Here is a 23,377-nt window from a genome sequence, read left to right on the forward strand (position 1 = left end):
GCGCCCGCCCTGCACGGCCCGCGCGTCACGCTCCCCCCGGGCTCCGGCATGGCCGGCGACGGGGCCGATGCCGCCCAGCGCGCCCACGCGGCGGGGCTCGCCCGCAGCCTGGTCGAGGCCACCCCGACCTCCAAGGCACTGGCCCAGAGCCGGCGGGCGGTCCTCGCCGACAGCCGGGCCGTCGTCGGGTTCCGCCGCTCGACCAAGGAGACGCTGTACCCGCTCGCGGCCCGCTCGGCGCGCGGGGCGCGGATCACGGACGTCGACGGCAACGACTACACCGACATCACGATGGGCTTCGGAGCCCTCCTCTTCGGCCACGAGCCCGAGTTCGTCACGCGGGCGGTACGGGAGCACCTCGACGACGGCCTGCGCTTCGGCCCCCGGCCCGTCGAGGCCGGCGAAGTGGCCCAGCTGCTCGCCGACCTCACCGGCCTGGAGCGGGTGGCGTTCGCCAACTCCGGTACGGAGGCGAACTCGGCCGCCCTGCGGCTCGCCCGCGCCGCCACCGGACGCGACCGCGTGGTCATGTTCCGCGGCTCCTACCACGGCCACATCGACTCCGTACTCGGCCGCCCCGGCCCCGACTCCGGCCGCGCCGTGCCCGTCACCCGGGGCATCCCGGACAGCGCCGTGGCCGAGCTGCTCGTGCTGGAGTACGGCAGCCAGGAGGCCCTGGAGACCATCGAGGCGCTCGGCGACACCATCGCCGCCGTCATCGTCGAGCCCGTCCAGTGCCGCAACCCCGGGCTGCGCCCGGTGGAGTTCCTGCGCACCCTGCGGGAACTCACCCGGCGCCGCGGCATCGTGCTGCTCTTCGACGAGATGCTCACCGGCCTGCGCCCCCACCCGCGCGGCGCGCAGCACCACTACGGAGTCGTCCCCGACCTCGCCACCTACGGCAAGGCGCTCGGCAGCGGCTTCCCGATCGGCGCGATCGCGGGCCGCGCGGACATCCTGGACGGGGTGGACGGCGGCTTCTGGCGGTACGGGGACGACAGCCGTCCCGAGGTCGAAACCACGTTCTTCGGCGGCACCTACATGCAGCACCCGCTCTCCATGGCAGCGGCCAAGGCGGTGCTCACCCACCTCACCGCCGAGGGGCCCGGCCTCCAGGAGCGGCTCAACGCCCGCACCGGAGCCTTCGCCGACGATCTGAACGCGTTCTTCCGGGACGAGGAATTCCCCCTGGAACTCGCCCACTTCGGGTCCATGTTCCGCTTCACCCACCGGGCCGACATGGAGCTGCTCTACCAGCACCTGCTGCTGCGCGGCATCTACGTGTGGGAGTGGCGCAGCTTCTACCTGTCGACCGCGCACACCGACGGCGACGTCGAGCGGGTGTCCGACGCGGTCAAGGACTCGCTGCGCGCCCTGCGCGGGGGTGGCTTCTTCCCCGCCACCCGCCCGCGCCCCCTGCCGAAGGCCCAGCCCCTGCCACGGCCCGCCCGCCCCCGGCCGGCCCCCGACTTCGGGGTGTACTTCTTCGGCGACTACCCCGACGCCGAGGGCCCCGGGACGGCCGGGGAGCACGGCGGGGCCGCAGCGCGCCCGCCGCGGCCCGCCGACGCGTACGAGCAGATCGTGGAGACGGCACGCTTCGCCGACGAGCGCGGCTTCAGCTCGCTGTGGGTGCCCGAGCGGCACTTCCACTCCTTCGGCGGCCTGTTCCCCAACCCGTCCGTGCTGGCGGCCGCCCTGGCCCGCGAGACCAGCCGGATCCGGCTGAACGCCGGTTCCGTCGTCCTGCCCCTGCACGACCCGGTCCGGGTCGCCGAGGAGTGGTCGGTCGTCGACAACCTGTCCGGCGGGCGGGTGGGCATCGGCTGCGCCACCGGCTGGCACGCCCAGGACTTCGCCCTCCACCCGGACCGTTTCGCGCGCCGCAAGGAGATCGGCTTCGCCCACCTCGACGACGTACGGACGCTCTGGCGGGGCGGCACCCTGCGGCGCACGGGAGGCGACGGCCGGGAGAGCGAGCTGCGGATCCACCCCCGCCCCGTACAGGACGAGCCCCCCATGTTCCTGGCCACCTCGGGGCGCCGCGACTCCTACGAGGAGGCCGCGGAGCGCGGTCTGGGCATCGTCACCAACCTGATGAACCAGACCGTCGCCGAGCTCGCCGAGAACATCGGCCACTACCGCAAGGTGCGCGAGCAGCACGGCCTCGATCCCGACGCCGGCCGCGTGACCGTACTCCTGCACACCTACCTCGGCGAGGACCACGCGACGGCCCGGGCGCAGGCGCTGGAGCCGATGAGCCGCTACCTGCGCTCCTCGCTCCAGATGCGCTCCGCCGCGGGAGCCATCGGCGGCAGCCCCGAGGCCGTGGCCACGGCCAGCGACGAGGACCTCGACTACCTCTTCCGCCGGGCCTACGACCGCTACTGCGACGAGCGCGCGCTGATCGGCACGCCCGAGACCTGCTCCCCGGTGGTCGACGCCCTGCGCGCCGCCGGCGTGGACGAGATCGCCGCGCTGGTCGACTTCGGCATGCCGGCCGACCTGATGCGCGCGGGGCTCGAACGCCTCGACGCGCTGCGCGCACGCCACCACGAGGACGCCCGGCCGGCCGCCGACGTGTCCGCGCCCGCGACCGACGCCCAGCGCCGGCTCTGGCTCGCCTCCCAGCTGATCGGCGACCGGGCCGCGTACAACGAGGTCCAGGCGGTACGGCTGCACGGCGCGCTGGACGAGACCGCGCTCGGTGCCGCCGTAGCGGGCCTCGTGGAGCGGCACGCCGCGCTGCGGACCGTGTTCCGCGCGGGCACCGGGGACGAGACGGTCCAGCAGGTCGTCCGGGCCGCGCCGGGCATCGCGCTGCGGCTGACCGACCTCCGCGGGCAAGACGCCGACGCGGCGGTCGCCGCCGTGCTGAGGGAGGAGAGCGCGCGGCCGTACGACCTGGCCGAAGGCCCGCTGTTCACCCCGCGCCTGCTGGCCCTCGCCGACGAGGAGCACGTCCTGGTGCTCGGCATGCACCACATCGTCACCGACGGGCATTCCGCCACCCTCCTCGCCGCCGACCTCGAAGAGCTCTACACGGCCGCCGTCGAGGGCCGCACCGCACGGTTCGCGGCGCCCGCCGGCACCACGGTCGGCGCCGACGGGCCCGACCGGGATCCGGCCGACCTGCGGTGGTGGCGGGACTACCTCGCCCCGCTGCCGCCCGTGCCCGCCCTGCCCACCGACCGGCCGCGCGGCCGCCGGGTGGCCGGGAGCGGCGCGGCCGCGGAGATCCGCCTCGACAGCGCCCGCCTGTCCGGGCTCCAGGAGTGGAGCGGACAGCGGGGCGTCACCCTGTTCGCCACGCTGCTGACCGCCTGGCAGCTCGTCCTGCGCGAGCGGTGCGGCCAGGACGAGTTCGTCGTCGGCTCCACCTTCGGCCGGCGCACGCCGGAGAGCGCCGATACGGTCGGCTTCCACGTCTGCGTCCTGCCGTTGCGCGCGTCTCTGACGGCGACGACACCGCTGACCGACGCCGTACGGGCCACGCGCGACGCCCTGTTCGAGGCGGACGCCCACCAGCACGTCGACCTCGACGCGCTGCTCGCGGCCGTCAACCCGGACCGGGGCAACCCGCGGCCGCTGATCACCGTGTCGGCCGACCTCGACACGGCGCCGCTGACCCGGGTGAAACTGCCCGGACTGAGCGCGGGGGAGGTCGACGGCGGTACGGAGTCCGCGCCGCTCGAAATGGCCCTGATGGCCATCCGCACCCGCTCCGGCCTGCGGCTGCGCCTCCGCTACGACGCGGACCTCTTCGACGCCGCGACGGCCGCGGACTACCTGGGCGACCTCGACCGCGTCCTGGCGGCCATGACGGGCGGTGACGCCGAACTGGTCCGGGACACCGCGCCGGTGGCTCCGGAGGTCCCCGAGGACCCGGCCGTGGGGCCGGTCGGCGGGCTGGCCATCGGGCCGGTCGTCACGGAGGAACTGCGCGCGCTCTGGAAGACCGTCCTCAAGGTCGACGAGGTGGCCGACGACGCCGACTTCTTCGATCTCGGCGGCAACTCGATCGCGGCGATCCGCCTCATCAACCGCGTCCGGGACGCGCTGGACGTCGACTTCTCCCTGGCCGAATTCTTCGCGGACCCCAACCTGGGCGCGATGGCCCGCCGGTTGGCGCTCGGCGAAGCCCAAGGGCAGGACGCGACGGCCGGGGAGACGGATCCGGCCGGGGCGGCCGGTCGTACCGGGCAGGCGGACACGGCCGAGGCCACCGCCCCCACCCCTGCTTCGGCTTCCCCTTCCGCTTCGGCCCCCGCCGCCCCGCGCGGTGGCGAGGTCGTGGACCGGGCCCGGGTCAGTGACCAGCAGGAACGAATGATCGCCGGCCACTACTCCTTCCCGCAGCCCCAGATCTGGAACGTGCCGACCAGGATCCGCTTCCACGGCGCCCTGGACCCCGACGCCCTGCGCACGGCGCTCACCGAACTGGTCGCCCGCCACCACGCCCTGCGCCTGCGCTTCGCGCAGGACGAGGCGCAGGACTGGTGGCAGGAGGTGCTGGCGGCCGGGCCGGTCCGGCTCCAGACCGACGACCTCACCCGCCTCGCGCCCGAACGGCGCGCCGCCCGGGCCGACCAGGTGTGCCGTCGGCAGGCGCAGACGCCGATCGACATCACCCGCACCACGCTCGCCCCGCTCAGACTGCTGCGGGTCGCCGAGGACGAGTGGCTGCTGATGTTCACGCTGCACCACATCTGCGCCGACGGCTGGTCCCACTCGGTGCTCGTGCGCGAACTCGCCGAGCTGTACACCGCGGCCGCGGCCGGCCGGGCGCACGGGCTCGACGCGCCCGCCTCCCAGCCGACCGACTACGCCCGCCACCAGCGGCGGGAGAAGAGCCCCGCCGTCGAGGCACGGCGGGCCGCGCACTGCGCCGCGTACCTCGAAGGGGCACCGGTCAGCCTCGACGTACCCACGGACCGGCCGCGGCCCGAGAAGCTCAGCGGCGACGGCGACACCGTGCGCGGGGTGGTCCCCGGCGCCGCGCGGACGGCCGTCGAGGCGCTCGCGGCCGCCCGCCGGGTGACCCCGTTCGCGGTCTCCGCGGCGGCGCTCGGCGTGCACCTCGCACGGCTGTCGGGGGAGCGGGACGTCCTGCTGAGCGTCCCGTACGCGAACCGCGAGGGCGCGGAGTTCGAATCGCTCGTGGCGCTGACCACCACGGCCGTCATGGTCCGGGTGCGCATCGACCCGAAGGAGACCTTCGCCGAGCTGGTGGCCCGGACCGGCGCCGAGGCACTGGCCGTCATGGCCAACGTCCTGCCGACCGCGCGCATCCTGCAGGCGATGCGCGACGCGGGGGCCACCGAGGTCCCCGACCGGGTCCCGTACGTGCTGGCGTTCCAGAACTACGGCGACACCGACGTCGAGATCCCCGGCCTGCGGGTGGAGGTCGAGGACCTCGCCCCGCCGGTGAGCCGGGCGGAGCTGGTCTTCGGCCTCTCGCCGCGCCGCGACCCGGACCTCGGCTACCGCACCTTCCTGGAGTACTCGGCCGACCTGTGGGACCGGGAGACGGCCGAAGGCCTCCTGTCCTCCTACGAAGCGCTGCTCGCGGACCTGAGCGCCGACCCCGACCGTCCGATGGCAGCCCTGCTCGCCGCCGACGGCGCCCACCCGACGCCCCGAGAGGCGGAAGCCGAATGACCGCGGTCACCGACACCGGCCACGACACCAGTCACGACACCAGTCACGACACCGGTCACGACACCGGCCTTGCCGAGGACCTGCTCGCCTTCCTGCGGGAGGGTTCCTCGCCCTACCACGCGGTCGCCGAGTCGGCGCGCCGCCTGGAGAAGGCCGGTTTCACGGAGCTGAGCGAGACCGACGAGTGGAGCGGCCGCAGCGGCGGCAGCTTCATCGCGCGCGCGGGCGCCCTCGTCGCCTGGTACGTCCCCGAAGGAGCCCCGGCGCACACGCCGTTCCGCATCATCGGCGCGCACACGGACTCCCCGAACCTCCGGGTCAAGCCGACGCCCGACACCGGCTCGGCGGGCTGGCGCCAGATCGCCGTGGAGATCTACGGAGGGGTGCCGCTCAACACCTGGCTCGACCGGGACCTCGGCATCTCCGGACGGCTCACCCTGCGCGACGGCACCTCCACCCTCGTCAGGATCGACGAACCGCTGTTCCGGGTACCGCAGCTGGCCATCCACCTGGACCGCACGGTCAACGACGGGCTCGCCCTCGACCGGCAGCGCCACACCCAGCCGATCTGGTCCCTGGGCGCCACGGAGCGGGGCGCGCTGCTGCGCCGGGTCGCAGGGGCGGCCGAGCTGGACGCCGGGCAGGTCCTCGGCTGGGACCTGATGCTGCACGACGTACAGGCCCCCGGCTTCCTCGGCGCGGAGCGGGAGTTCCTGGCGTCCTCGCGCCTGGACAACCTGCTGTCCGTCCACGCGGGCGTCGGCGCGCTCACGGCAGCCGCCGAGGCCTGGTCCGGGGACATCGGGCCGGGTAGCCGGCTCCGGATCCCGGTGCTCGCGGCCTTCGACCACGAGGAGTGCGGCAGCGGTTCCGAGACCGGAGCCCAGAGCCCGCTGCTGGAGCGGGTGCTGAGCCGCTCGGTCGACGCCCGCGGGGGCAGCGGCCAGGACTTGGCGCGGGCCGTGGCGGGCTCGTTCTGCGTCTCCTCGGACATGTCCCACGCGGTCCACCCCAATTTCAGCGAGCGGCACGACCCGGACAACCATCCGCTGCCCAACGGCGGTCCCGTGGTCAAGGTCAACGTCAACCAGCGCTACGCCACCGACGGCACCGGCGTCGCCGCCTTCGCGGCGGCCTGCGAGCGGGCCGGCGTGCCGTGGCAGCGGTTCGTCTCCAACAACGCGATGGGCTGCGGCACGTCGATCGGGCCGATCACCGCGGCACGGCTGGGCGTGACCACCGTCGACGTCGGCGTGGCCGGCCTGTCCATGCACTCGGCCCGCGAACTGGCCGGTGCCCGGGACCCCGGCCACCTGACCCGGGCCCTCACCGAGTTCGTCATGACGGGCTGACCGCGGGGCGACACCACCACCGCGCGGGGGGCTTCGGCCGCGTCGTGCGGCCCCGCGCACGGTCCACGTCCCCACCCCCTCCAGGAGAGCAGAGCGTGTCCGCAAGAAACTTCGTCATCAGGGGCGCCGCCCCGCAGGAGGCCGCGCTGCGCGTCCTGATCGTTCCGCACGCCGGCGGTGGCGCGGCGAGCGGTCTGGCCTTCGCGCAGCACGCACCGGCCGACTGGCTCGTCGCCACGGCCCGGATGCCGGGCCGCGAGTCGCGCATCCGCGAGGACGTGCCCGAACTGCCCGGCCTGGTGGACGACGTCGTGGCCACCCTCCACGCGCTGCCCGGCACGGCCCCGCTGATCGTCGTAGGAGTGTGCTCGGGGGCCGTCATCGGGCTGGAGGCCGTACGGGCGGTGCAGCGCGAGGACGGCGGCCGCGCCGGTGGTCCGGTCGCGGGCCTGGTGGCGGTATCGCAGTGGGCGGTGACGGAGCGGCCCCGGCCGGGCCGTCCCTCCCTGCGGGACACGGACGAGCCGGCCAGGGTCCTGGAGATCCTGGAGGAGTTCGGCGGGGTCCCGGCCTCGCTCGCCGCCAACGCGGAGATGTTCGCGCTGGTGCTGCCGGCCATCGTCGCCGACATGCGGGCCGTCGAGGACTACGCGTCCGAACCGGAACCGCTCCTGGCGTGCCCGCTGCTGACGGTGTTCGGCGACGGGGACGAGCTGTGCCCCGACGAGCGGACCGCCGACTGGTCCCTGTTCAGCGAGGACGTCCGCAGCGTCCTGGTCCCGGGCGGGCACATGCTCCTGACGGAGGATCCCGGGGCCCTGGTCGGCGCCCTCGCCGACAGCCTCGACCACTTCACCGCCGTCCGCCGCTAGTGCCGTGACCGGCACACCTTCCCGGCCGCCACAGCACCGGCCGCCACGGCCGTTCTCGTTCTCGTTCTCGAACTCGAAGTCGTACTCGTACTCGTTCTCACCGCTTGGCCCGATGTGAGGTTCACTTCCATGACGACCGCCGCAGCCGATCCCGGCCACCGGATCGACGCCCTCCTGCTCGAACGGTGGAACAGCCGCCCCGAGCTCCCCGCGCTGATCTTCGAGGACACCGTACTGACCGCGGGCGAGCTGAGGGACCGCGTCCTGCGGGCCGCCGACGCGCTGCGCGCGCGGGGCGTCCGCCCCGGCGACCGCGTCGCGGTCTACCACGAGCGGTCCGTGGAGTTCGTGGTGGCCGTGCTCGGCTCCGTCTTCGCGGGCGCCGCCCACGCCGCGTTCGACGTGCACGAACCGCTGCGGCGGACCCTCGGGACGATCGAGGACTGTGCTCCCCGGGTGCTCCTGACCGGCTCCGGGCTCCGGTCCCGCTTCTCCGGGGTCTCCGGCCTCCTCGTGCTGACCGACGAGGAGTACGAGGCCCCGCCCGCGCGGGAGCCGGGGCCGCAGCGGCAGGAGGAGCGGCGCCGCCTCCCCGGCTCCGCCGACGACCCCGCCGTGGTCATCTACACCTCCGGGTCCACCGGGCGCCCGAAGGCCGCGCTGATCAGCCACCGGGCCCTGGTCTCCCGGCTCAGGGCCCTGCAGGACACGCACCGCATGGACGAGCACGACCGGATGATCCACCACACGGTGTGCACCTTCGACATGTACCTCTGCGAGCTCTACTGGCCGCTCCTGGCCGGGGCCACCGTGGTGATCGCCGCGCCCGGCCGCCAGCGCGACGCCGACTACCTCGCGGGGCTGATCGAGGACCACCGGATCACCACGTTCTACTGCGTGGTGTCCCTGCTCGAACTCTTCCTGCTCACCCGCGATCCGGCCGAGCGCTACGACGGCCTGCGCCAGGTCCTGACCGGCGGCGAGCCGCTCGCCCCGGAGCTGGTCAAGCGCTTCCACGCCCGCTCCACGGCAAGCCTCACCAACCTCTACGGCCCCAGCGAGTGCACCATCTACTGCACCGCCTGGGTGTGCCCGCGCGATCCGGACCCCGAGACGGTGTTCATCGGCACGGCCATCCGGGACACGGAGCTGTGGATCCTCGACGAGGGCGGCGCCCCGGTCCCCGAGGGGGAGCCGGGCGAGCTCCACATCGGCGGCGCCGGTCTCGCCCTCGGGTACCTGAACCGGCCCGAGCTCACCGCGGAACGCTTCCTCGACGCCCCGCCGGTCAGTCCGGACGGCCGCCTCTACCGGTCCGGTGACCTGGTGCGGTCCCGTCCCGACGGGGTCCTCGAATTCCTGGGCCGCGTCGACGGGCAGGTGAAGATCCGGGGGATCCGCGTGGAGCTCGGCGAGATCGAGACGACCGCCGCCCGCTGCGAGGGCGTCCGGCAGGCGGCGGTCGTCGCGCACGGCGAGGGCAGCGGGAAGCGGCTCACCGCTTTCGTGGTGCCCGAGGAGGACGCGCGGGCCGAGGACCTGGCCCCGTCCGTACGGGAGCTGCTGCGGGCCTGGCTGCCGCACTACATGGTGCCCTCGGCCATCGAGACGGTCGACGGGCTGCCGCTGACGGCGAACGGCAAGACGGACCGACTCCTGCTGGCGGAGTGGGCCGCGAAGCGCTCGGCCGACGCGGCCGCGGTGGCCGCCGCCCACCCGGAACGGCCGGCGCACGCGGCCGCGGTGGACGGGGCGGACGGGGCGGACGCGGGGGAGTCCTTGGCGTCCGTGGTGTCCCAGGTGTGGTGCGAGGTGCTGGAGGTGGCCGAAGTCGGCCCGGACGAGGACTTCTTCGACCTCGGAGGCGACTCCTTCAAGGTCGTCCACGTCGTGGAGACGCTCCGCGAGCGGCTGGGCGCCGACATTCCCCTGGCGGCGCTGCTGACCGCGCCGGCGTTCACGGACTTCACCGAGGAGCTGCGGCGCATCATGGAACAGGAGACCGTACGTTGAAGGATTCCGTGCACAGACCCCTCATCCGGTCGTTCGCCGACCTCTCCCCGCGGCGGTTCGACCGCGCGCGTCCCCTGGTCACGCTCTTCAGCGGCGGCCTGGACAGCAGCTACCTCCTCCACCGGCTGACGGAGGCCGGGTTCACCGACGTCCACGCCGTCAGCGTCGACCTGGGCGCGGGCGAGGGCATGGAGGAGCTGCGGCTCGTCGCGGACCAGCTCTCGGTCACCTTGCACGTCATCGACGGTCGCACCCGGTTCGCCGAGGAGTACGTCCGCCCGGCGATCTCCGCGCAGGCCGTGTACCTCGGCACCCACCCGATCAGTTCCTCGCTCAGCAGGCCGCTGATCGCCGAGCTGGCCGTGGACGTGGCCGCCGGCCTGGACGCGTCGGGCGTCCTGCACACGGCCAACCGCTCGCAGAACACGCTGCGTCGGCTCAACGGCGCGTTCCGCCTCCTGCGCTACCAGGGCCAGTACGGCACGCCCTACGACCTCGACCCGGTGGACCGCGAGGAGAAGGCCCGGGAGCTGGAGTCGATCGGGCTCGTCCACATGAGCAAGCGGATCGCCAGCATCGACGCGAACCTGTGGTGCCGGGAGTTCGAGTCCGGGATCCTCGACGACCCGGAGGAGCACACGGTCCCGGAGCACCTGTACGCCTGGAGCGTGCGCGGCGGGCACCCACCGGAGGAGAGCGTGGAGATCGGCTTCGAGGCCGGTGTGCCCGTCTCGGTCAACGGGGTCCGCTTCCCGCTGCGCGCGCTCGTCGAGCACCTCAACCACCGGGCGGGCGCGCACGGGATCGGCCGCTACAGCGGGCTCGAACACCTTCCCGGCGGACAGAAGGTCATGGAGCTGCGCGAGATGCCGGCCGCGGAGCTGCTGCTGAAGACCTACCGGCACCTGGAGACGGCGACGCTTGACGCCGAGACCATCCGGGAGAAGATGCACCTCGAACAGGTGTGGGTGCGCGAGGCGCTGGAAGGGCGCTGGTTCGGCGAGCTGCGCAAGGCGAGCCAGTGCTTCATCGACTCGTGCGCCTCCCTGGTCACCGGAACCGTGCGCTGGCGCCTGCGACCGGGCTCGGCCGAGACCCGGTCGATCGTCGCCCCCTCCCCGCTGTACGTGCGCAACCGCGAGGACTGGGAGAGGGAGTCGATCCGCTACGACGGCTGAGCCGCCGGGTCGGCGAACGGCCGGGCCGCCGGCCGACGGAGACGTCGGCCGGCGGCCCGGGGTATGCCGTACGCGGTTACGGCCGCGCGGGCGGGTGCTTCACGTGCCGGCCGACCTCGCGCGAGACGATCTTGAAGCAGGAGTGCTCGTCCAGGGCGGTGTCCACGAGGACGCCCTCGAACTTGCTCCGGACGATCTCGAAGGCGTCGATCCGCTCGTTGAAGAGGACGGGGTCGACGAAGTCGTCGCGCTCCGCCTCGCGGGAGTTGATCCGCTTGCGGGCCTCGATGAAGCTCACACGGGTGAAGAACGCGACGTGCGGCGTCGGGAACTCGGAAATGATGTCCGAGATCACCCGCCACTGCGTGGGCGTGAACCCGCTGGAGGAGATGACGGCCTCGCAGATCGCCGAGTAGAGGTAGCGGTCGACGATCACCGCGTACCCCGCGTCGAGCAGCGGGAGGATCCTGGTCCTGATGGTGTTGAGCCGGTCTCCGGTCACCGCCAGGAACATCGAGAAGATGTCGACCCGGCCCTCGGACTGGGCCGTCAGCGGGTCCTTCTTGTACTCCGTGAACAGGCGCAGCGTCTTGGCCTCGTTGCTGGGCAGTTTGAACACGCGGACCCGGTAGCCGTTCCTGCGCAGGGTCCCCTTGAGGCGCCGGATGCTCGTGGTCTTCCCGGACCCGTCGACGCCGGAGAAGCTGACGAGCAGTCCCCGCTCGGGCCTCGGGCCGGTCGCGAGGGGAACGGGAATGCTGATCACTGTGCGCTCCGGGTGATGAGTTCCGTGATGAATTGCATGTTGCGCTGCGGGTTGAAGAGCAGGCCTTCGGACGCGTTGGGCCGGTTGGCCTTGAATGATGGGCCGAGCCGCCGGATCAGGTCGATGAGCCTCAGGAACCGCGCGTCCCGGAGCAGTTCGTCGTGGAGGTCGGAGCGCAGGAAGGAGTAGTACGTGAAGTCGTTCGCGTAGAGCGGCATGCGACCTCCGTACACCTCGGGCGTGATCTTGAACGGCACGCCGCGCAGGTGGTTTCCGGGCCAGGTGGTCCCCGGTTCCCGGTCGTGCGCGGCGTCCGTGATGTGGCCTCCGGTCAGCACGCGGGCGATGTTCGACTTCTGGAACATCTCGGGGTCGCGGCCGCGGTCGGGCAGGGCCGCTATCAGCCCGTCCACGCCCGGCGCCGTCTTGATCCCGTGGATGCTGTCCGCGATGACCGAGGTCTGGTGGTCGCTGGTGAACACCCCGTCCAGGTGCGGCGGGAGGTTGAACCGGGCGTACTTCACCTCGGAGAGCGACTGCACCATGGAAATGCCGGCCTGGTGCCCCGCGACGAAGGGGCCGTGGAGGTTCAGACCGTTGTAGGTGAAGGCCGAGTTGATCATGAAAGGGAAGGAGAGGGGCCGTCCCGATGCGCGGATCGGGGCCAGCCGGACGTCGATCGACGCGTAGCGGAGCTCGATCTCCTTCGGATCGAACCCGGCCTCCTCGATCTTGAGGTTCGCCCAGTCGAAGAAATCCGGCTTCACGTAGTCGCGTTCGATCAGGCGCGGAAGTCCGGTCGGAGGCTCCTGGTAGAGGTAGTCGCTCAGGCTGAGGCTCCGCAGGTATTCCTCCCGGAGGTCCTGGTCCAGATAACGCACGCTGACATCAAGAACTGCCTTGGGCACGGGCACCTCCTTCTCGGGTGGAATGAAACATGGGGTCGGGGTTACGCGGTCCAGTCGAGACCGAGGTCCACGGCGCGCGCGGAATGGGTCAGGGCCCCGATGCTCACGACGTCGACGCCGAGGGCGGAGATGTCCCTGATCCGCTCCCGCGAGACGGAGCCGGAGACCTCGATGACGGCCAGCCCGCCGGTGAACTCCACGGCGGTGGCGATCTGTTCGTCGGTGAAGTTGTCGAGGATCACGATGTCGACCCCGGCCTCGATCGCCTCGCTCAGCTGCTCCAGGGTGTCGACCTCGCAGGTGATGCGCGTCGCGTGGGTGGCGGCGGCCCGGGAGCGGGTCACCGCCGCGGTGATGCCTCCGGCGGCCGCCACGTGGTTGTCCTTGATCAGGACCGCCGCGCCGAGGTCGGACCGGTGGCTGTATCCGCCACCGCACCGGACCGCGTACCGCTCCACGACCCGCAGGCCCGGCGTGGTCTTGCGGGTGTCGGTGATCCGGGTGGCGGAGCCCGGGGTCAGGGCGTCGACGAACGAACGGGTCAAGGTCGCCACCCCGCTCATCCGCTGGGCGAAGTTGAGCGCCAGGCGCTCGCCCTTGAGGAGCGACTGTGCGGGTCCCGCCAGGGCCACGGCGGCCTTTCCGGCGGTGAGCAGCTCGCCCTCCCGGCACAGCTGCTCCACCTCGACCCGCGGGTCGAGCTGGGCGAAGACCTCCCGCACCAGGGCCCCGCCGCAGAAGACGAGGTCCTCCCGGGCCGCCATGACCGCCCGGCCCTCGGCCTCGGGCGGGACGCACGCGTCCGTGGTCGTGTCTCCGCGGCCGAGGTCCTCGATGAGGCAGCGGGAGACGAGCTCACGGATGACGGGCAGTTCGAGCATGTTCTTTCCATTTCTCACGGTGGGGGAGCGGGAGCCTTCGAAGGGTTCGGCCTCAGGTCCCCAAGCGGAGGACGTCGGGCACCGCGCGCCCGGGCAGCGCGGTGCGGAGCAGGCCGTAGCCGATTCCCGCCGCGCCGTTCATCAGGCCCGGCACCCACAGGCGGCGCGGAACGCCCGTGCGGACGTCGCCCGCGAGGACGCGGTGCGCCACTGCGGTCGCCGCCCGGCGGGCCTCGTCGACCAGGGCCGGGTCCCCGGCGCTCTCACCGGCCGCGCGCAGGGCTTCGGCCAGGCCGAGGGTGCCGTGGCACAGCGAGTCGTTGCCGACCCCGGCCCGCAGGTCCTCCCGTACGGCAGAGAGCTCCGGGCTGCCGGTGAGCGCGGCACCGTCCGGCCTCGCGGCGGCCAGCAGCGTGCCGGCGGCGCCCCGGCACCAGGCATTGATGCCGGCGCCGGTGCCGGTGCCGGCGGCCGCACGGGTGCGCGGGTCCGTACCGGCCACGGAGCGGTCCTCGGCCACGGTGCGGGCGGCGGCCTCGGCGAAGCGCGGCTCGCCCGTGTGGCCGGCGATCGCGGACAACGCGTAGGCCCGGCCCGCCCGTCCGTGCCCGAACCCGGGGACGTCCCCGGGCAGCGGTTCGCGCCCGAGCAGGATCTCGCCCGCCCGGCGCACGGCCTCGCGGGTCGCCTCCCCGGGCCGGCCGGCGTCGAGGGCGATCAGGGCGAGCGCGGTCCCGGCGACGCCGTCCACGACGTCACCGGAGTCGAAGGGCGCGTCGTCCTCCAGGTTCTGCCGCACCGCGGGCACCAGCGAGCGGGCCGCGTCCAGGAGCGCGGGCGCCTCCCACAGCCGCCCGGCCCGGGCGAGGAGGAACAGCACCCCGCACAGGTCCTCGTACCCGCCGACGGGCATGCCCCGCAGGTCCTCCGGTTCGGGCATGCCGTCGGGGTCGGCCAGGGCGTCCACGACCTCGCGCGCCGCGTGCTCGTAGCGCTCGACACCGGTCACGGCGGCCAGTTCGGCCAGGAACAGGGCGATGCCGGTCACGCCGGAGTAGAGCCCGAGCCCGCTGGACCCGACCACCCAGTACCGCTCGCCGACCAGGTTGAGGTTGACCCACTCCACGACGCCGTCCTCGCCGCGGAGTGCGGACGCGAGCAGCCGGTCCCCGATGCGGGAAGCGGCGGCGAGCGCAGCGTCCGGGTCGGGCTCCGGGGCCGTGCCGGGCCGTCCGCGCGGACCGACGGCAACGGGGCCCTCCTGCGCCTGACCGTCCTCCTGCCCCTGCCCGTCCGCCTGTTCGCGTACGCGCTCCTGCGCATGGCCGCCGAGCTCGCGGGTGGCCAGGGAGGCGTGAACGAACCACAGTTGCTCGCGGAGGTGCTCCTCACTCAGGGCCGCCAGCCGGAGCCGCGCGCTCTCCAGTCCGCTCCGCTGGAAGAAGCCCTTCGTCACCACGCCGCCGTCGTCGGACAGCGCCGTGCCGCAGGGCCTGGCGGTGAAGGCGGGGACGTCGCCGCGGGCCAGCTGCCCGCGCTCGCTGGCCAGGACCGCCGCGTCGCCCTCCCCGTCCGGGTCCAGCGCCTCCATGAGGTATGCGCGGTCGAGGCCGTCCCCCAGCAGGTCCGGGTGCCAGGCCTCTTCCAGCAGGGCCCGGTAGGCGGAGGTGTTGCGCAGGACGGCGCGGACCTCGTCACCGGCGAACGCGTCCAGCCGGGGAACCAGTTCGTCGCGTCCGGCGAGCAGGAGCCGGTAGCAGTCCTCGAAGCCCTCGATCAGCCGCGGGAGCATCGCCGACGGGTCGGCGGGCCGGCCGTCCAGGACGGGGCGGTTGCCCGACTCCGGTACGGGGATCCGCTCGCGGGCGGACCGCACCCGGTCGGTGCCGGCTCCGGCGAGGACGAGCTCGGGCCGGAGCTCCAGCTCGCCGGGGGCGGGACCGCCCGCCATGGCGCTGATCTCCATGGCGTGCGGGCCGGTCCCGCCGGCCTTCACCACGCGCTGCGGGAGCAGCCCGACGGCGAGGACCGAGGCGCGCAGCAGCAGGTCCACGGGGTCGGCATCGGCCGGGTCCGCGGACTCCGTGTGGAAGATCGCCTCGAGATCGATGAAGGCCGGGTGCTCGCCGGCCGCGATCAGGTTCTCCAGGTGCATGTCCGAGCAGCCCAGGACGTGGAAGAGCGCGAGGTGGGCGCCCAGCCGCCAGGCGAACCGGCCGAGGGCGGCGGCGTCGGCGCAGGGCGCGGCGTCGACGAAGGCGCACCAGCCGTGTCCGGGGCGTTCCAGCAGCTCCGAGGTCCGCAAGGGGTGCCGGGGGCCGCGGTCGTTGATCCAGTCGAGGAGTCCGTTCACGTGGGTGTCCACGGCCAGGCTGCGCGGCTTGTACACCAGCCGGACGTACCCGGCCGCGTCGCGGAAGCCGACGACGGCCACCGTGCGGCCGCCGCGGTGCGCGTCGCCGGCGCCGAACACGATGTCGGCCACGTCCCGCAGGCCCTCGCCGGGGATCGCGAACCGCTCGCGCAGCTCGGGGAAGTCGCCGCTCAGGCGCTCGGCGAACTCCGCCCGGACCTCGACCCACCGCCGTACGTGGTCCACGAGGCCGCGGGCCAGCACGGGGTGTCCGGCCAGGAGGTCCAGGGCCCGCACGGGGTCGCGCAGCTCCGCGCCGAAGGCCTCGTAGCGCGCTTCGGGGGTCGCACCGTCGAGCCGGCCCTCCAGGCGGGCGGCGTTGATCTCCAGCACCAGCGTCCGCTGGACCATGGTGCGCAGGGTGGCCGTGTCGGGCGCGAACAGCGGGTGCCCGTCCGGCAGTCGGCCCGCGGACCCGAGGCGGCCGCGCAGTTCCTCGCGAGCCCAGGCCGCGAGCGGCCCCAGCCAGTGCGGCGTTCCCAGCCAGTCGGTGGCCGCGCCGTCGGCGGCCGAGGGGGCGGGGAGCGCGGGGGAGGCCGGGCCGGGGAGGGCGTCGCCGGGTGCGTCGCCGGGGAGGGCCTCGCCCGGGAACCGCCGCCAGGCGTCGACCAGTACGCGCACCCACTCCGGCGTGCCCGGGAGCCGCAGCTTCAGTTCCCGCGGGGACTCGGCGGCCAGCAGGGCGAGCCGGCCGGGAGCCACGCCCCACCGGGCGGCCAGTACGTCCGGGTCGACGCGCAGCCCGGGGACGAGCAGGCCCCCCTGCCACAGGCGGACCCGTGCCGTCCCGCGCCCGCCCTCTTCGGGGTCCGGCTCAATGCCCCCGGCCGTGCGGCGCTCCGCGGGGGTGAGTCCCGCCCACCAGCGCGCGTCGTCGAGGAATGCGTCCAGCACCGTCTCGCCTTTCGTTCTGTTCCCGCTGTTCCCGCTGTTCCCCCGCCCTGTCCGCCAGTGCTGTGAGCGCGGCACTAGTCCCGGTCCAGTCCCGGTACCTCGATCTCGCCCGCAGGATGCGCGGGCAGCGCGGCTCGCGCGCGGTCGTCGAGCGAGGCGCGGAAGAGGGGATCGCGCCACGCCCTGATCACTTCGGCGGCCGTCGGCCCGGACGCGTCAGACACGGACGGCGCCGTACTCGACGAGTTCCGCGAGGACCTCGACGGTGTCCTCGACGGCCGTCTCCACGTCGATCTCGTACTCCTGGGCGAGGAGTTCGGCGATGCGCTCCACGGAGAGCACCCCGTCGATCCGCTTCCAGATGAACGCCGTGGTCTCGGCGAGCTCGAAGGCCTGCTCGGGGACCGCGACGACCAGGGTGCCGCGGATCTTGCGCACCCGGATGTCGGGGCGGACGGAGGGGACGGACGCGCGCGTCACCGGACCTGCCGTGCTCATCAGATGTCCACCTCCATGGCGATGCCGCGGCAGACCGTGAGCACCTCGTTGATCCACAGTCCGGGCTGCTCGGGGTCGAACGACCGCATCGTCTCCAAGGCCCAGTACGTGTCGAAGGGCAGCACGTCGGGGGCGGTGGCCCGGAGCTTGCGCGCCCGCCACTTCTCGCCCGGACCGCACTCGCCCTCGGAGGCGAGGAGCGCGTCGACCGTGTAGTGGAACGCGGCCCGCGCGGACAGCACGGCGCTTTCCAGGTCGCCCGCCTCCAGCTGGCCCACGGCGTCCTCGATGCGGGAGTCGGCCATGTTCAGGATGCGTGACGCGACGATGGAGCGGAACGCGGAGCCCTCCGCCTCGACGCGCCACCGCGCCAGCAGCTCACCGCCGCCCGCCGCCGCCCCGAAGGCGAGCCGGTCGAGCAACTGGACCTCGCGCAGCGAGAGTTCCTCTGCCCCCCGCTCGAAGGCTTCCCAGGTGGCCTTGGCCAGTACCTGCTCCACCTGGCCGCGGGTCCAGTACCGGATGTCCCAGCGCATCGCACCGACGAAGGTCTCCTCGCCGAGGACGGCGGAGGGCGTGAGCGGTACGGGATGGCGCGAGGCGCCCCCGCCCGTCCAGGGCTCCTCGGAGACCACGTAGAGGTCCACGTCGCTGGAGGCGTTGCCCCAGCCCCGGACCAGTGAGCCCGCCTCGAAGACGCAGACCCAGGAGTCGGGCAACAGGCCCAGCGTGCGCAGCTCTTCCAGCTGGTGCGCGCGGTCATCGGACACGGACGGCTCCCTTCGGGGCGGCCTCGACGACGAGGCCGAGGTCGAGCACGTCTTCCAGCTGCGGGCGCAGCCCGTCCAGGGACAGGCCGGCGCAGGCCAGTACCTTCTCCAGGGAGGTCTCTCCGTCCAGGGAGCGCAGCAGCGCGGTCAGGGCGGGTTCCTCGTCCTCGTCGAGGACGAACTCGCACGCTCCGTCGACCAGCAGGTACCAGGTGCCGGGCTGGGCCGGCACGTGGGCGAGCAGGGTGTCGGAGCGGAGCCCGTACACGGCCTCCGGGTCCACCACGGGCCGTCGCAGGGTGAGTTCGCGGATGTGCTCCTCGCTCTCCTCCCACGCGGAGTACGGATACGTGACCGGTTCCGGGGCCTTGAAGGCGGCCGCCGGGTGGACGGGCAGCTCCGCGGTCATGCGTTCCAGCAGGCCGAGGTTGACCAGCCGCAGCAGGTGTTCGACGCTGCCGTTCTCGGGGTCGCGCTCCAGACGCCGCAGGCTCTCGCGGACGCCGTCCTGGTGGACGAACTCGCGGGCCCGCTCGGAGGAGAACGCCTCCTCCAGGAGCGCGTCGCCGCCCTGCGCCAGCATGCGGGTGAAGGTGCGGTAGGTGTGGCGCTGCCCCTCGCCGTGGAAGAAGGGGACCTTGGGGCGGTTGATCAGCTCCTCGGGGAGGATGCCGACCATCGCCTCGCGCAGGATCCGCTTGTCCCAGAGCAGGTTCGCACGCCGGGCGGCCGGGATCGAGGTCACGAGCTCGACGAGGCGGTGGTCGAGGAAGGGCACGCGGGCCTCGACGCTGTTTCCGGCGGCCGTGCGGTCCTCGTGCCAGACGTTGTACTGCTGGAGGCTGCGGTACTTCCAGGCGACGAAGGCGTCGTAGGGGTCGGCGAAGCCGCCGTCCCGGCCGGCGCTCACGGCCGCGTCCTTCAGGAGCGGCAGGTCGCAGACCTCCCACCAGCCCGCCATCCGGGGCCGTTCGTCCAGCGAGGTGCGGCGGGCCATGGCGCCGATGTTGGCGAGGAAGTCGTCCCAGTCGCCGCCGCCGGCGTAGCCGATGGCGTAACCGCCGTTGAACTCGTCGGCCGCGGCGCCCAGCAGCATGCCCTTGATCTCGGGGTACCGCAGGCGGGCGTGGCGGTGGAGCTCGTACTTGTAGAACTGCTCGGGGCTGCACAGCGGCGTCTCGGTGAGCCAGAGCAGGCTCTTCCACTCCTCGATCCCGGGCACCCGGTCGCGGTCGAAGAGGATCTGCTCGTTGGGCACGCCCAGCAGCCGCGCCGCGCGGTGGCTCCACTCGGCGTCGCCGTTGAGCACGGTCGACCCGGTGAGCACGCTGAAGGTCCGCAGTCCGCTCTGGCCGGCCAGTGCGGCCACCGCGGAGGAGTCGACGCCCCCGCTGAGGAACAGACCGAGCTCGGCGTCGGCCATCGCGCAGTCGCGTACGGATTCGGCGAGGAGGTCGCGGTAGCGCGCGATGTACTCCTCGTCCGAGGCGTCGGAGTCGGCGGCCGCGCCGGGCAGTGACCAGTAGCGGTGCTCGCGCGTGGAGCCGTCCTTGAGGTCGATCTCCATCACCGTGGCCGCCGGGGCCAGTTCGATGTCCTCGAACCAGGTGTTGACCGGCTCGTGTACGAGGGCGGGCGCCGAGCTCATCCCGTAGTCGGCGAGGGCGCCGCTCCAGTCGAGCCGTCGCGGAGTGGCCGGGTCGGCGAAGAGCGCCTTGATCTCGGAGGCGAAGACGATCCGCTCGCGGTTGCGGTGGTAGAAGAGCGGCTTGATGCCGAACCGGTCGCGGGCGAAGAGGAGTTTGCCGCGCTTGCGGTCCCAGAGGACCACGGCGATCATGCCGTTCACCCGGTCGAGGAAGTTCAGCCCGTCGCGCTGGTAGAGGTGCAGCAGCACCTCGCAGTCCGACTGCGTCTTGAAACGGGCGCCCGCGGGCAAGGACGCGGCCAGCTCACGGTGGTTGTAGACCTCGCCGTTGGCGATCAGGACGACGGAGCCGTCCTCGCTGACCAGCGGCTGACCGCCGCCCACGGGGTCCACCAGGGACAGCCGGGTGAAGGCGAGGCCCACCTGGTCCTCACGCAGCAGCCGCTCGTCGTCGGGGCCGCGGTGGGCGAGCGTGCACGCCAAGTCGCGCAGCAGCTCGTCGGCAGCAGGGGTCAGCATGCCGCCATCGATCCGGGCAACACCAGCGATTCCGCACATGTAATTCACCTTCATCGTGCCCCGAGGGGTGACCCGGGAGAAAAGCGGGCACGCGTCACGCCCGTCCGGGCGTGACGCGTACTCGGCTAGGCATTTACTTGGTCATCGCGATGACCGTGCCGAAGTCGACCTTCTTGGCCGACGGCTTGATGTACTTCTTCATGCGTAATCACCTCCATTCTGAAAAGGAATAGAGGACGCAAGGACTAAGCGGTCGCCGCGGGGCAGCGCAAAGGAAGCGAACTCCCGATGCGAATTCCACCCCCTTCGACCGCCCCGTTCGCAAACCGAGACGGTCGCCTTCGCCGACCCTGTGCCGACGTGCCCCCAAAACCAGATCTCCCCACGTCACAGACGGGTTTCGACCGGCCTGAGCATTGTTACGGCCTGGTAGATCATCCGTCAACCCCCGTTTTGAGGTGCCTCGATGGGCTATGTGAGGGCTCGGTGAGAAGGTCGTGCGCGGCTGATTCCTTTAATTCGGGCACCGGTTCCATATCGGAGCGGACGCGGGGTGCGGGGCAGGTTGTGGGAGGTTACGCGGAGGAATCGGACATGCCCGAAACCGAACGGTATGAGGGGCGCATGGGATGCCCCCTTACCGGCCTGTCGGGATGAAATCAACCCCCTGTTCCGACGGGGTTGCGATGATATAGTCGCGATCATGAATCTGCGCAAGTCACGGGCTTCAAGCGGGCCATTGGGCGATAACAGATTCCGGCTCCTCTGGTTCGGGCAGACCCTTTCGTACGCCGGCAGTGCCATATTCCCCGTCGCGCTCACCCTCGCCCTGGTGCGGGAAATCGGATCGGCCACCGACCTGGGTCTGGTCCTGGCCAGCGCCGCGGTGGGCGAAGGCCTCTTCCTCCTCATAGGCGGCGTCTGGGCCGACCGGCTGCCCCGGCAGAAGGTGATGATGGCGGCGGACGCGATCCGTTGCGTCGCGCACGTCTACATCGGCCTCCAGATCGTCGGAGGTCATGCCGGCCTCCATGAACTGATGCTCGCGTCCGGCTGCGTGGGAATGGCCACCGGCTTCTTCCTGCCCGCCTCCAGCGGACTGGTCCCGGCCACCGTCGCTCCCGAACTCCTGCAACGGGCCAACGCGTTCATGGCCGTCTCCCGGCGCTCCGCGATGATGGTGGGGCCGGCGGCGGCCACCACCATCGCCCTGACCATCGGACCCGGCTGGGCCATGGTCCTCGACGGCGCGACCTTCGCGGTCAACGTCCTGACGCTCAGCAGACTGCGCATCCAGCACGCGGCGGCGCCCCGCGGAACCTTCTTCAAGGACCTGCGCGAGGGATGGGGCGAGGTCCGCGGACGCACCTGGCTGTGGAGCAACTTCCTCGCCCACGGCTGCTGGAACCTCTCCAGGACCGTCTACTTCACCGTCGGCGCGGCCACGGTGATCACCGGCGCGGGCGGCGAGGTGGCCTGGGGCGTCATCGTGCAGGGCGCGACGGTCGGCGCCCTCACCGGCGCGCTGCTCTCCCTGCGCATCAAAACCTCCCGGCCCCTGGTCGTGGCCAACTTCTGCCTGGCGCTCGGAGCCATCCCGCTGGCCCTCATCGCGCTGGGCGCGCACACCGCTCTCATCGCCGCGGGAGCCGCGATCATGGCCTTCGCGCTCGGCCTGATGGGGACCCTGTGGGACACCACCGTCCAGCAGCACGTCCCCGCCGACCGGATCTCCCGGGTCTCCGCCTACGACTGGCTGCTGTCCACCGCGCTCAGCCCCCTGGGCATGGCGCTGGCCGGACCCCTGGCCCTCGCCGTCGGGGCAAAGGCGGCGCTCTACGGGGCGGCCGCGCTGATGGCCGTCTCCTGCCTGGGCGTGCTGGCCGTACCGGACGTCAGGCGCCTGAGGCCCGTCCAGGAGCGGGCCGGCAGCGAAGAGGCCGACCCGATCAGCGCGGGCACCTAGGCCCGGCATGGAGACGACCGCACCCCGCCCGCACCTGCGCGAGGCCCTCACCCTGCTGGCCGACCCCGAATCGCCGGCGGCGGCCCAGTACCGCAGCAGGTTCGCCCTCTGGGACGCGCGCGCCAGCGTGCGCGTGAAGCCGCCGCGCGTCCTGGCTCCCTCCGAGCCCGGCCGGCTGTACTTCCCGCCCGAGCTGATGCCGGTGGTCGCACATCCGCTCGTACGGTCCCGGCCCGACGCGGTGGCCGAGCGCATCCTCACCCAACGGCTGCACCAGTACCTCTACTTCACCACCGAGCTGGAACAAGTCGCCGTGATGCCCGTGACCATGGACATCAGCCGCGGCCGGAGCGGACTCCACCTGCCGGCCGCCATGCGGGAGGACGCCTTCAAGATCACGACGGACGAGGCCTGGCACGCCCAGTTCTCCGACGACCTGTCCCGCCAGGTGGAGGCGCGCACCGGCTTCGCCGCCTGCCTCCCGGACCGGCCCGCCTTCATGGACCGGCTGGACCGCATCCGCACCGAGCTCGACCACGATCTGCGCGGAGCGGCCGACCTCGTCTTCTCCATCGTCAGCGAGACCCTGATCTCCTCGATCCTCTCCGACCTCCCCCGGGACAAGCGGCTGCCGGAGGCCGTCAGGGACCTGGTCCAGGACCACGCCGAGGACGAGGGGAAGCACCACGCCTACTTCCGCAGCCTCCTGGAGTTCTTCTGGCAGGAACTCGACGCGTCGGCGCGCAGGCGGATCGGTCCACTGGTCCCGGTGCTCATCACCGCGTTCCTGGAGCCGGACTACCTGGCCCTCGCCCTCACCCTCGGGGACGCCGGATTCGACGCCGCCGAGGCCGGGGAGATCATCGCCGAGGCCCACCCGGCCGACGCGACCCGGACCGCCATCGGCCGGGCCGCCCAGGCGACGACCCGCTACTTCAGGGAAGTCGGCGCACTGGAGACGCCGTCCACGCACGAGGCCTTCGCGGCCGCGGGACTCCTGACGGCGGACTGAGCGGCCGCCCGCGCCGCCCGCGCCCG

At 72.8% G+C, this 23,377-nt stretch carries 15 protein-coding genes; 7 read left to right on the forward strand and 8 right to left on the reverse strand.

All coding sequences use genetic code 11. The annotated features are described in order from the left end of the window. The first annotated feature begins 48 nt into the window (after positions 1–48). The 5 genes from J7E97_RS21780 (at position 49) to J7E97_RS21800 (ending at position 11,076) form a co-directional block, all read left to right on the forward strand. Positions 49–5,661 carry a MupA/Atu3671 family FMN-dependent luciferase-like monooxygenase gene (locus J7E97_RS21780; protein ID WP_251054936.1) on the forward strand — a complete coding sequence of 1,871 codons (5,613 nt, stop codon included), beginning with the start codon at positions 49–51 and terminating at the stop codon, positions 5,659–5,661. Further along, a complete protein-coding gene (locus J7E97_RS21785; RefSeq protein ID WP_215029882.1) occupies positions 5,658–7,013 on the forward strand; it encodes a M18 family aminopeptidase in 1,356 nt (451 codons plus the stop codon). The genes J7E97_RS21780 and J7E97_RS21785 overlap by 4 nt, the downstream gene beginning before the upstream one ends. Positions 7,014–7,108: 95 nt before the next feature. Then, on the forward strand, positions 7,109–7,885 hold the full coding sequence (locus J7E97_RS21790; RefSeq protein WP_215029885.1) for a thioesterase domain-containing protein: 777 nt from the start codon (positions 7,109–7,111) through the stop codon (positions 7,883–7,885). A gap of 129 nt (positions 7,886–8,014) precedes the next feature. Further along, positions 8,015–9,898 (forward strand): non-ribosomal peptide synthetase, encoded by a 1,884-nt coding sequence (locus tag J7E97_RS21795; protein WP_215029888.1) that lies wholly within the window; start codon positions 8,015–8,017, stop codon positions 9,896–9,898. An 8-nt stretch (positions 9,899–9,906) separates the two neighbouring features. Next, complete coding sequence (locus J7E97_RS21800) at positions 9,907–11,076, forward strand: argininosuccinate synthase-related protein (protein WP_308346628.1); 1,170 nt, start codon at positions 9,907–9,909, stop codon at positions 11,074–11,076. A 76-nt stretch (positions 11,077–11,152) separates the two neighbouring features. Here J7E97_RS21800 and J7E97_RS21805 read toward each other — a convergent pair whose 3' ends face one another. The 8 genes from J7E97_RS21805 to asnB all read right to left on the reverse strand — a co-directional run bounded on the left by J7E97_RS21805 (position 11,153) and on the right by asnB (position 20,412). Further along, the gene (locus J7E97_RS21805; RefSeq protein ID WP_215029894.1) at positions 11,153–11,842 is read right to left on the reverse strand and encodes a hypothetical protein; all 690 of its coding nucleotides are present in this window, start codon (positions 11,840–11,842) and stop codon (positions 11,153–11,155) included. Then, positions 11,839–12,750: a hypothetical protein gene (locus J7E97_RS21810; RefSeq protein ID WP_215029897.1), complete on the reverse strand. Its 912-nt coding sequence runs from the start codon at positions 12,748–12,750 to the stop codon at positions 11,839–11,841. Before J7E97_RS21810 ends, J7E97_RS21805 begins: the two co-directional genes overlap by 4 nt. 41 nt (positions 12,751–12,791) lie before the next feature. Beyond that, entirely contained in the window at positions 12,792–13,631 is an 840-nt protein-coding gene (gene nadC, locus J7E97_RS21815; RefSeq protein ID WP_215029900.1) for a carboxylating nicotinate-nucleotide diphosphorylase, read from the reverse strand. A 52-nt stretch (positions 13,632–13,683) separates the two neighbouring features. Further along, a complete protein-coding gene (locus tag J7E97_RS21820) occupies positions 13,684–16,938 on the reverse strand; it encodes a type 2 lanthipeptide synthetase LanM family protein (RefSeq protein WP_215029903.1) in 3,255 nt (1,084 codons plus the stop codon). A 74-nt stretch (positions 16,939–17,012) separates the two neighbouring features. Next, a complete protein-coding gene (locus J7E97_RS21825) occupies positions 17,013–17,162 on the reverse strand; it encodes a mersacidin/lichenicidin family type 2 lantibiotic (RefSeq protein WP_215029905.1) in 150 nt (49 codons plus the stop codon). Continuing rightward, positions 17,155–17,436, reverse strand: a complete 282-nt coding sequence (locus tag J7E97_RS21830) for a PqqD family protein (RefSeq protein ID WP_215029908.1) — start codon at positions 17,434–17,436, stop codon at positions 17,155–17,157. Before J7E97_RS21830 ends, J7E97_RS21825 begins: the two co-directional genes overlap by 8 nt. Further along, on the reverse strand, positions 17,436–18,206 hold the full coding sequence (locus tag J7E97_RS21835) for a hypothetical protein (protein ID WP_215029911.1): 771 nt from the start codon (positions 18,204–18,206) through the stop codon (positions 17,436–17,438). The genes J7E97_RS21830 and J7E97_RS21835 overlap by 1 nt, the downstream gene beginning before the upstream one ends. Further along, positions 18,196–20,412, reverse strand: coding sequence for an asparagine synthase (glutamine-hydrolyzing) (gene asnB / locus J7E97_RS21840; RefSeq protein ID WP_215029914.1), 2,217 nt, complete (start codon positions 20,410–20,412; stop codon positions 18,196–18,198). Before asnB ends, J7E97_RS21835 begins: the two co-directional genes overlap by 11 nt. 700 nt (positions 20,413–21,112) lie before the next feature. Here asnB and J7E97_RS21845 point away from each other — a divergent pair. Both J7E97_RS21845 and J7E97_RS21850 read left to right on the forward strand, forming a co-directional pair. Continuing rightward, positions 21,113–22,339, forward strand: coding sequence for an MFS transporter (locus tag J7E97_RS21845; RefSeq protein ID WP_215029917.1), 1,227 nt, complete (start codon positions 21,113–21,115; stop codon positions 22,337–22,339). Positions 22,340–22,346: 7 nt separating this feature from the next. Then, positions 22,347–23,351 (forward strand): diiron oxygenase, encoded by a 1,005-nt coding sequence (locus J7E97_RS21850; protein WP_215029920.1) that lies wholly within the window; start codon positions 22,347–22,349, stop codon positions 23,349–23,351. The last annotated feature ends 26 nt before the right edge of the window (positions 23,352–23,377 follow it).

The organism is Streptomyces sp. ISL-66 (genome assembly GCF_018614135.1).
Classification (GTDB): Bacteria; Actinomycetota; Actinomycetes; order Streptomycetales; family Streptomycetaceae; genus Streptomyces.

What these genes read in the sequence shown, in the direction of transcription:
- nadC (WP_215029900.1), bottom strand. Translation starts at nt 13,631, where the DNA reads ATGCTCGAACTGCCCGTCATCCGTGAGCTCGTCTCCCGCTGCCTCATC.
- J7E97_RS21850 (WP_215029920.1), top strand. Translation starts at nt 22,347, where the DNA reads ATGGAGACGACCGCACCCCGCCCGCACCTGCGCGAGGCCCTCACCCTG.
- J7E97_RS21830 (WP_215029908.1), bottom strand. Translation starts at nt 17,436, where the DNA reads ATGAGCACGGCAGGTCCGGTGACGCGCGCGTCCGTCCCCTCCGTCCGC.
- J7E97_RS21780 (WP_251054936.1), top strand. Translation starts at nt 49, where the DNA reads ATGGCCGGCGACGGGGCCGATGCCGCCCAGCGCGCCCACGCGGCGGGG.
- J7E97_RS21785 (WP_215029882.1), top strand. Translation starts at nt 5,658, where the DNA reads ATGACCGCGGTCACCGACACCGGCCACGACACCAGTCACGACACCAGT.
- asnB (WP_215029914.1), bottom strand. Translation starts at nt 20,412, where the DNA reads ATGTGCGGAATCGCTGGTGTTGCCCGGATCGATGGCGGCATGCTGACC.
- J7E97_RS21795 (WP_215029888.1), top strand. Translation starts at nt 8,015, where the DNA reads ATGACGACCGCCGCAGCCGATCCCGGCCACCGGATCGACGCCCTCCTG.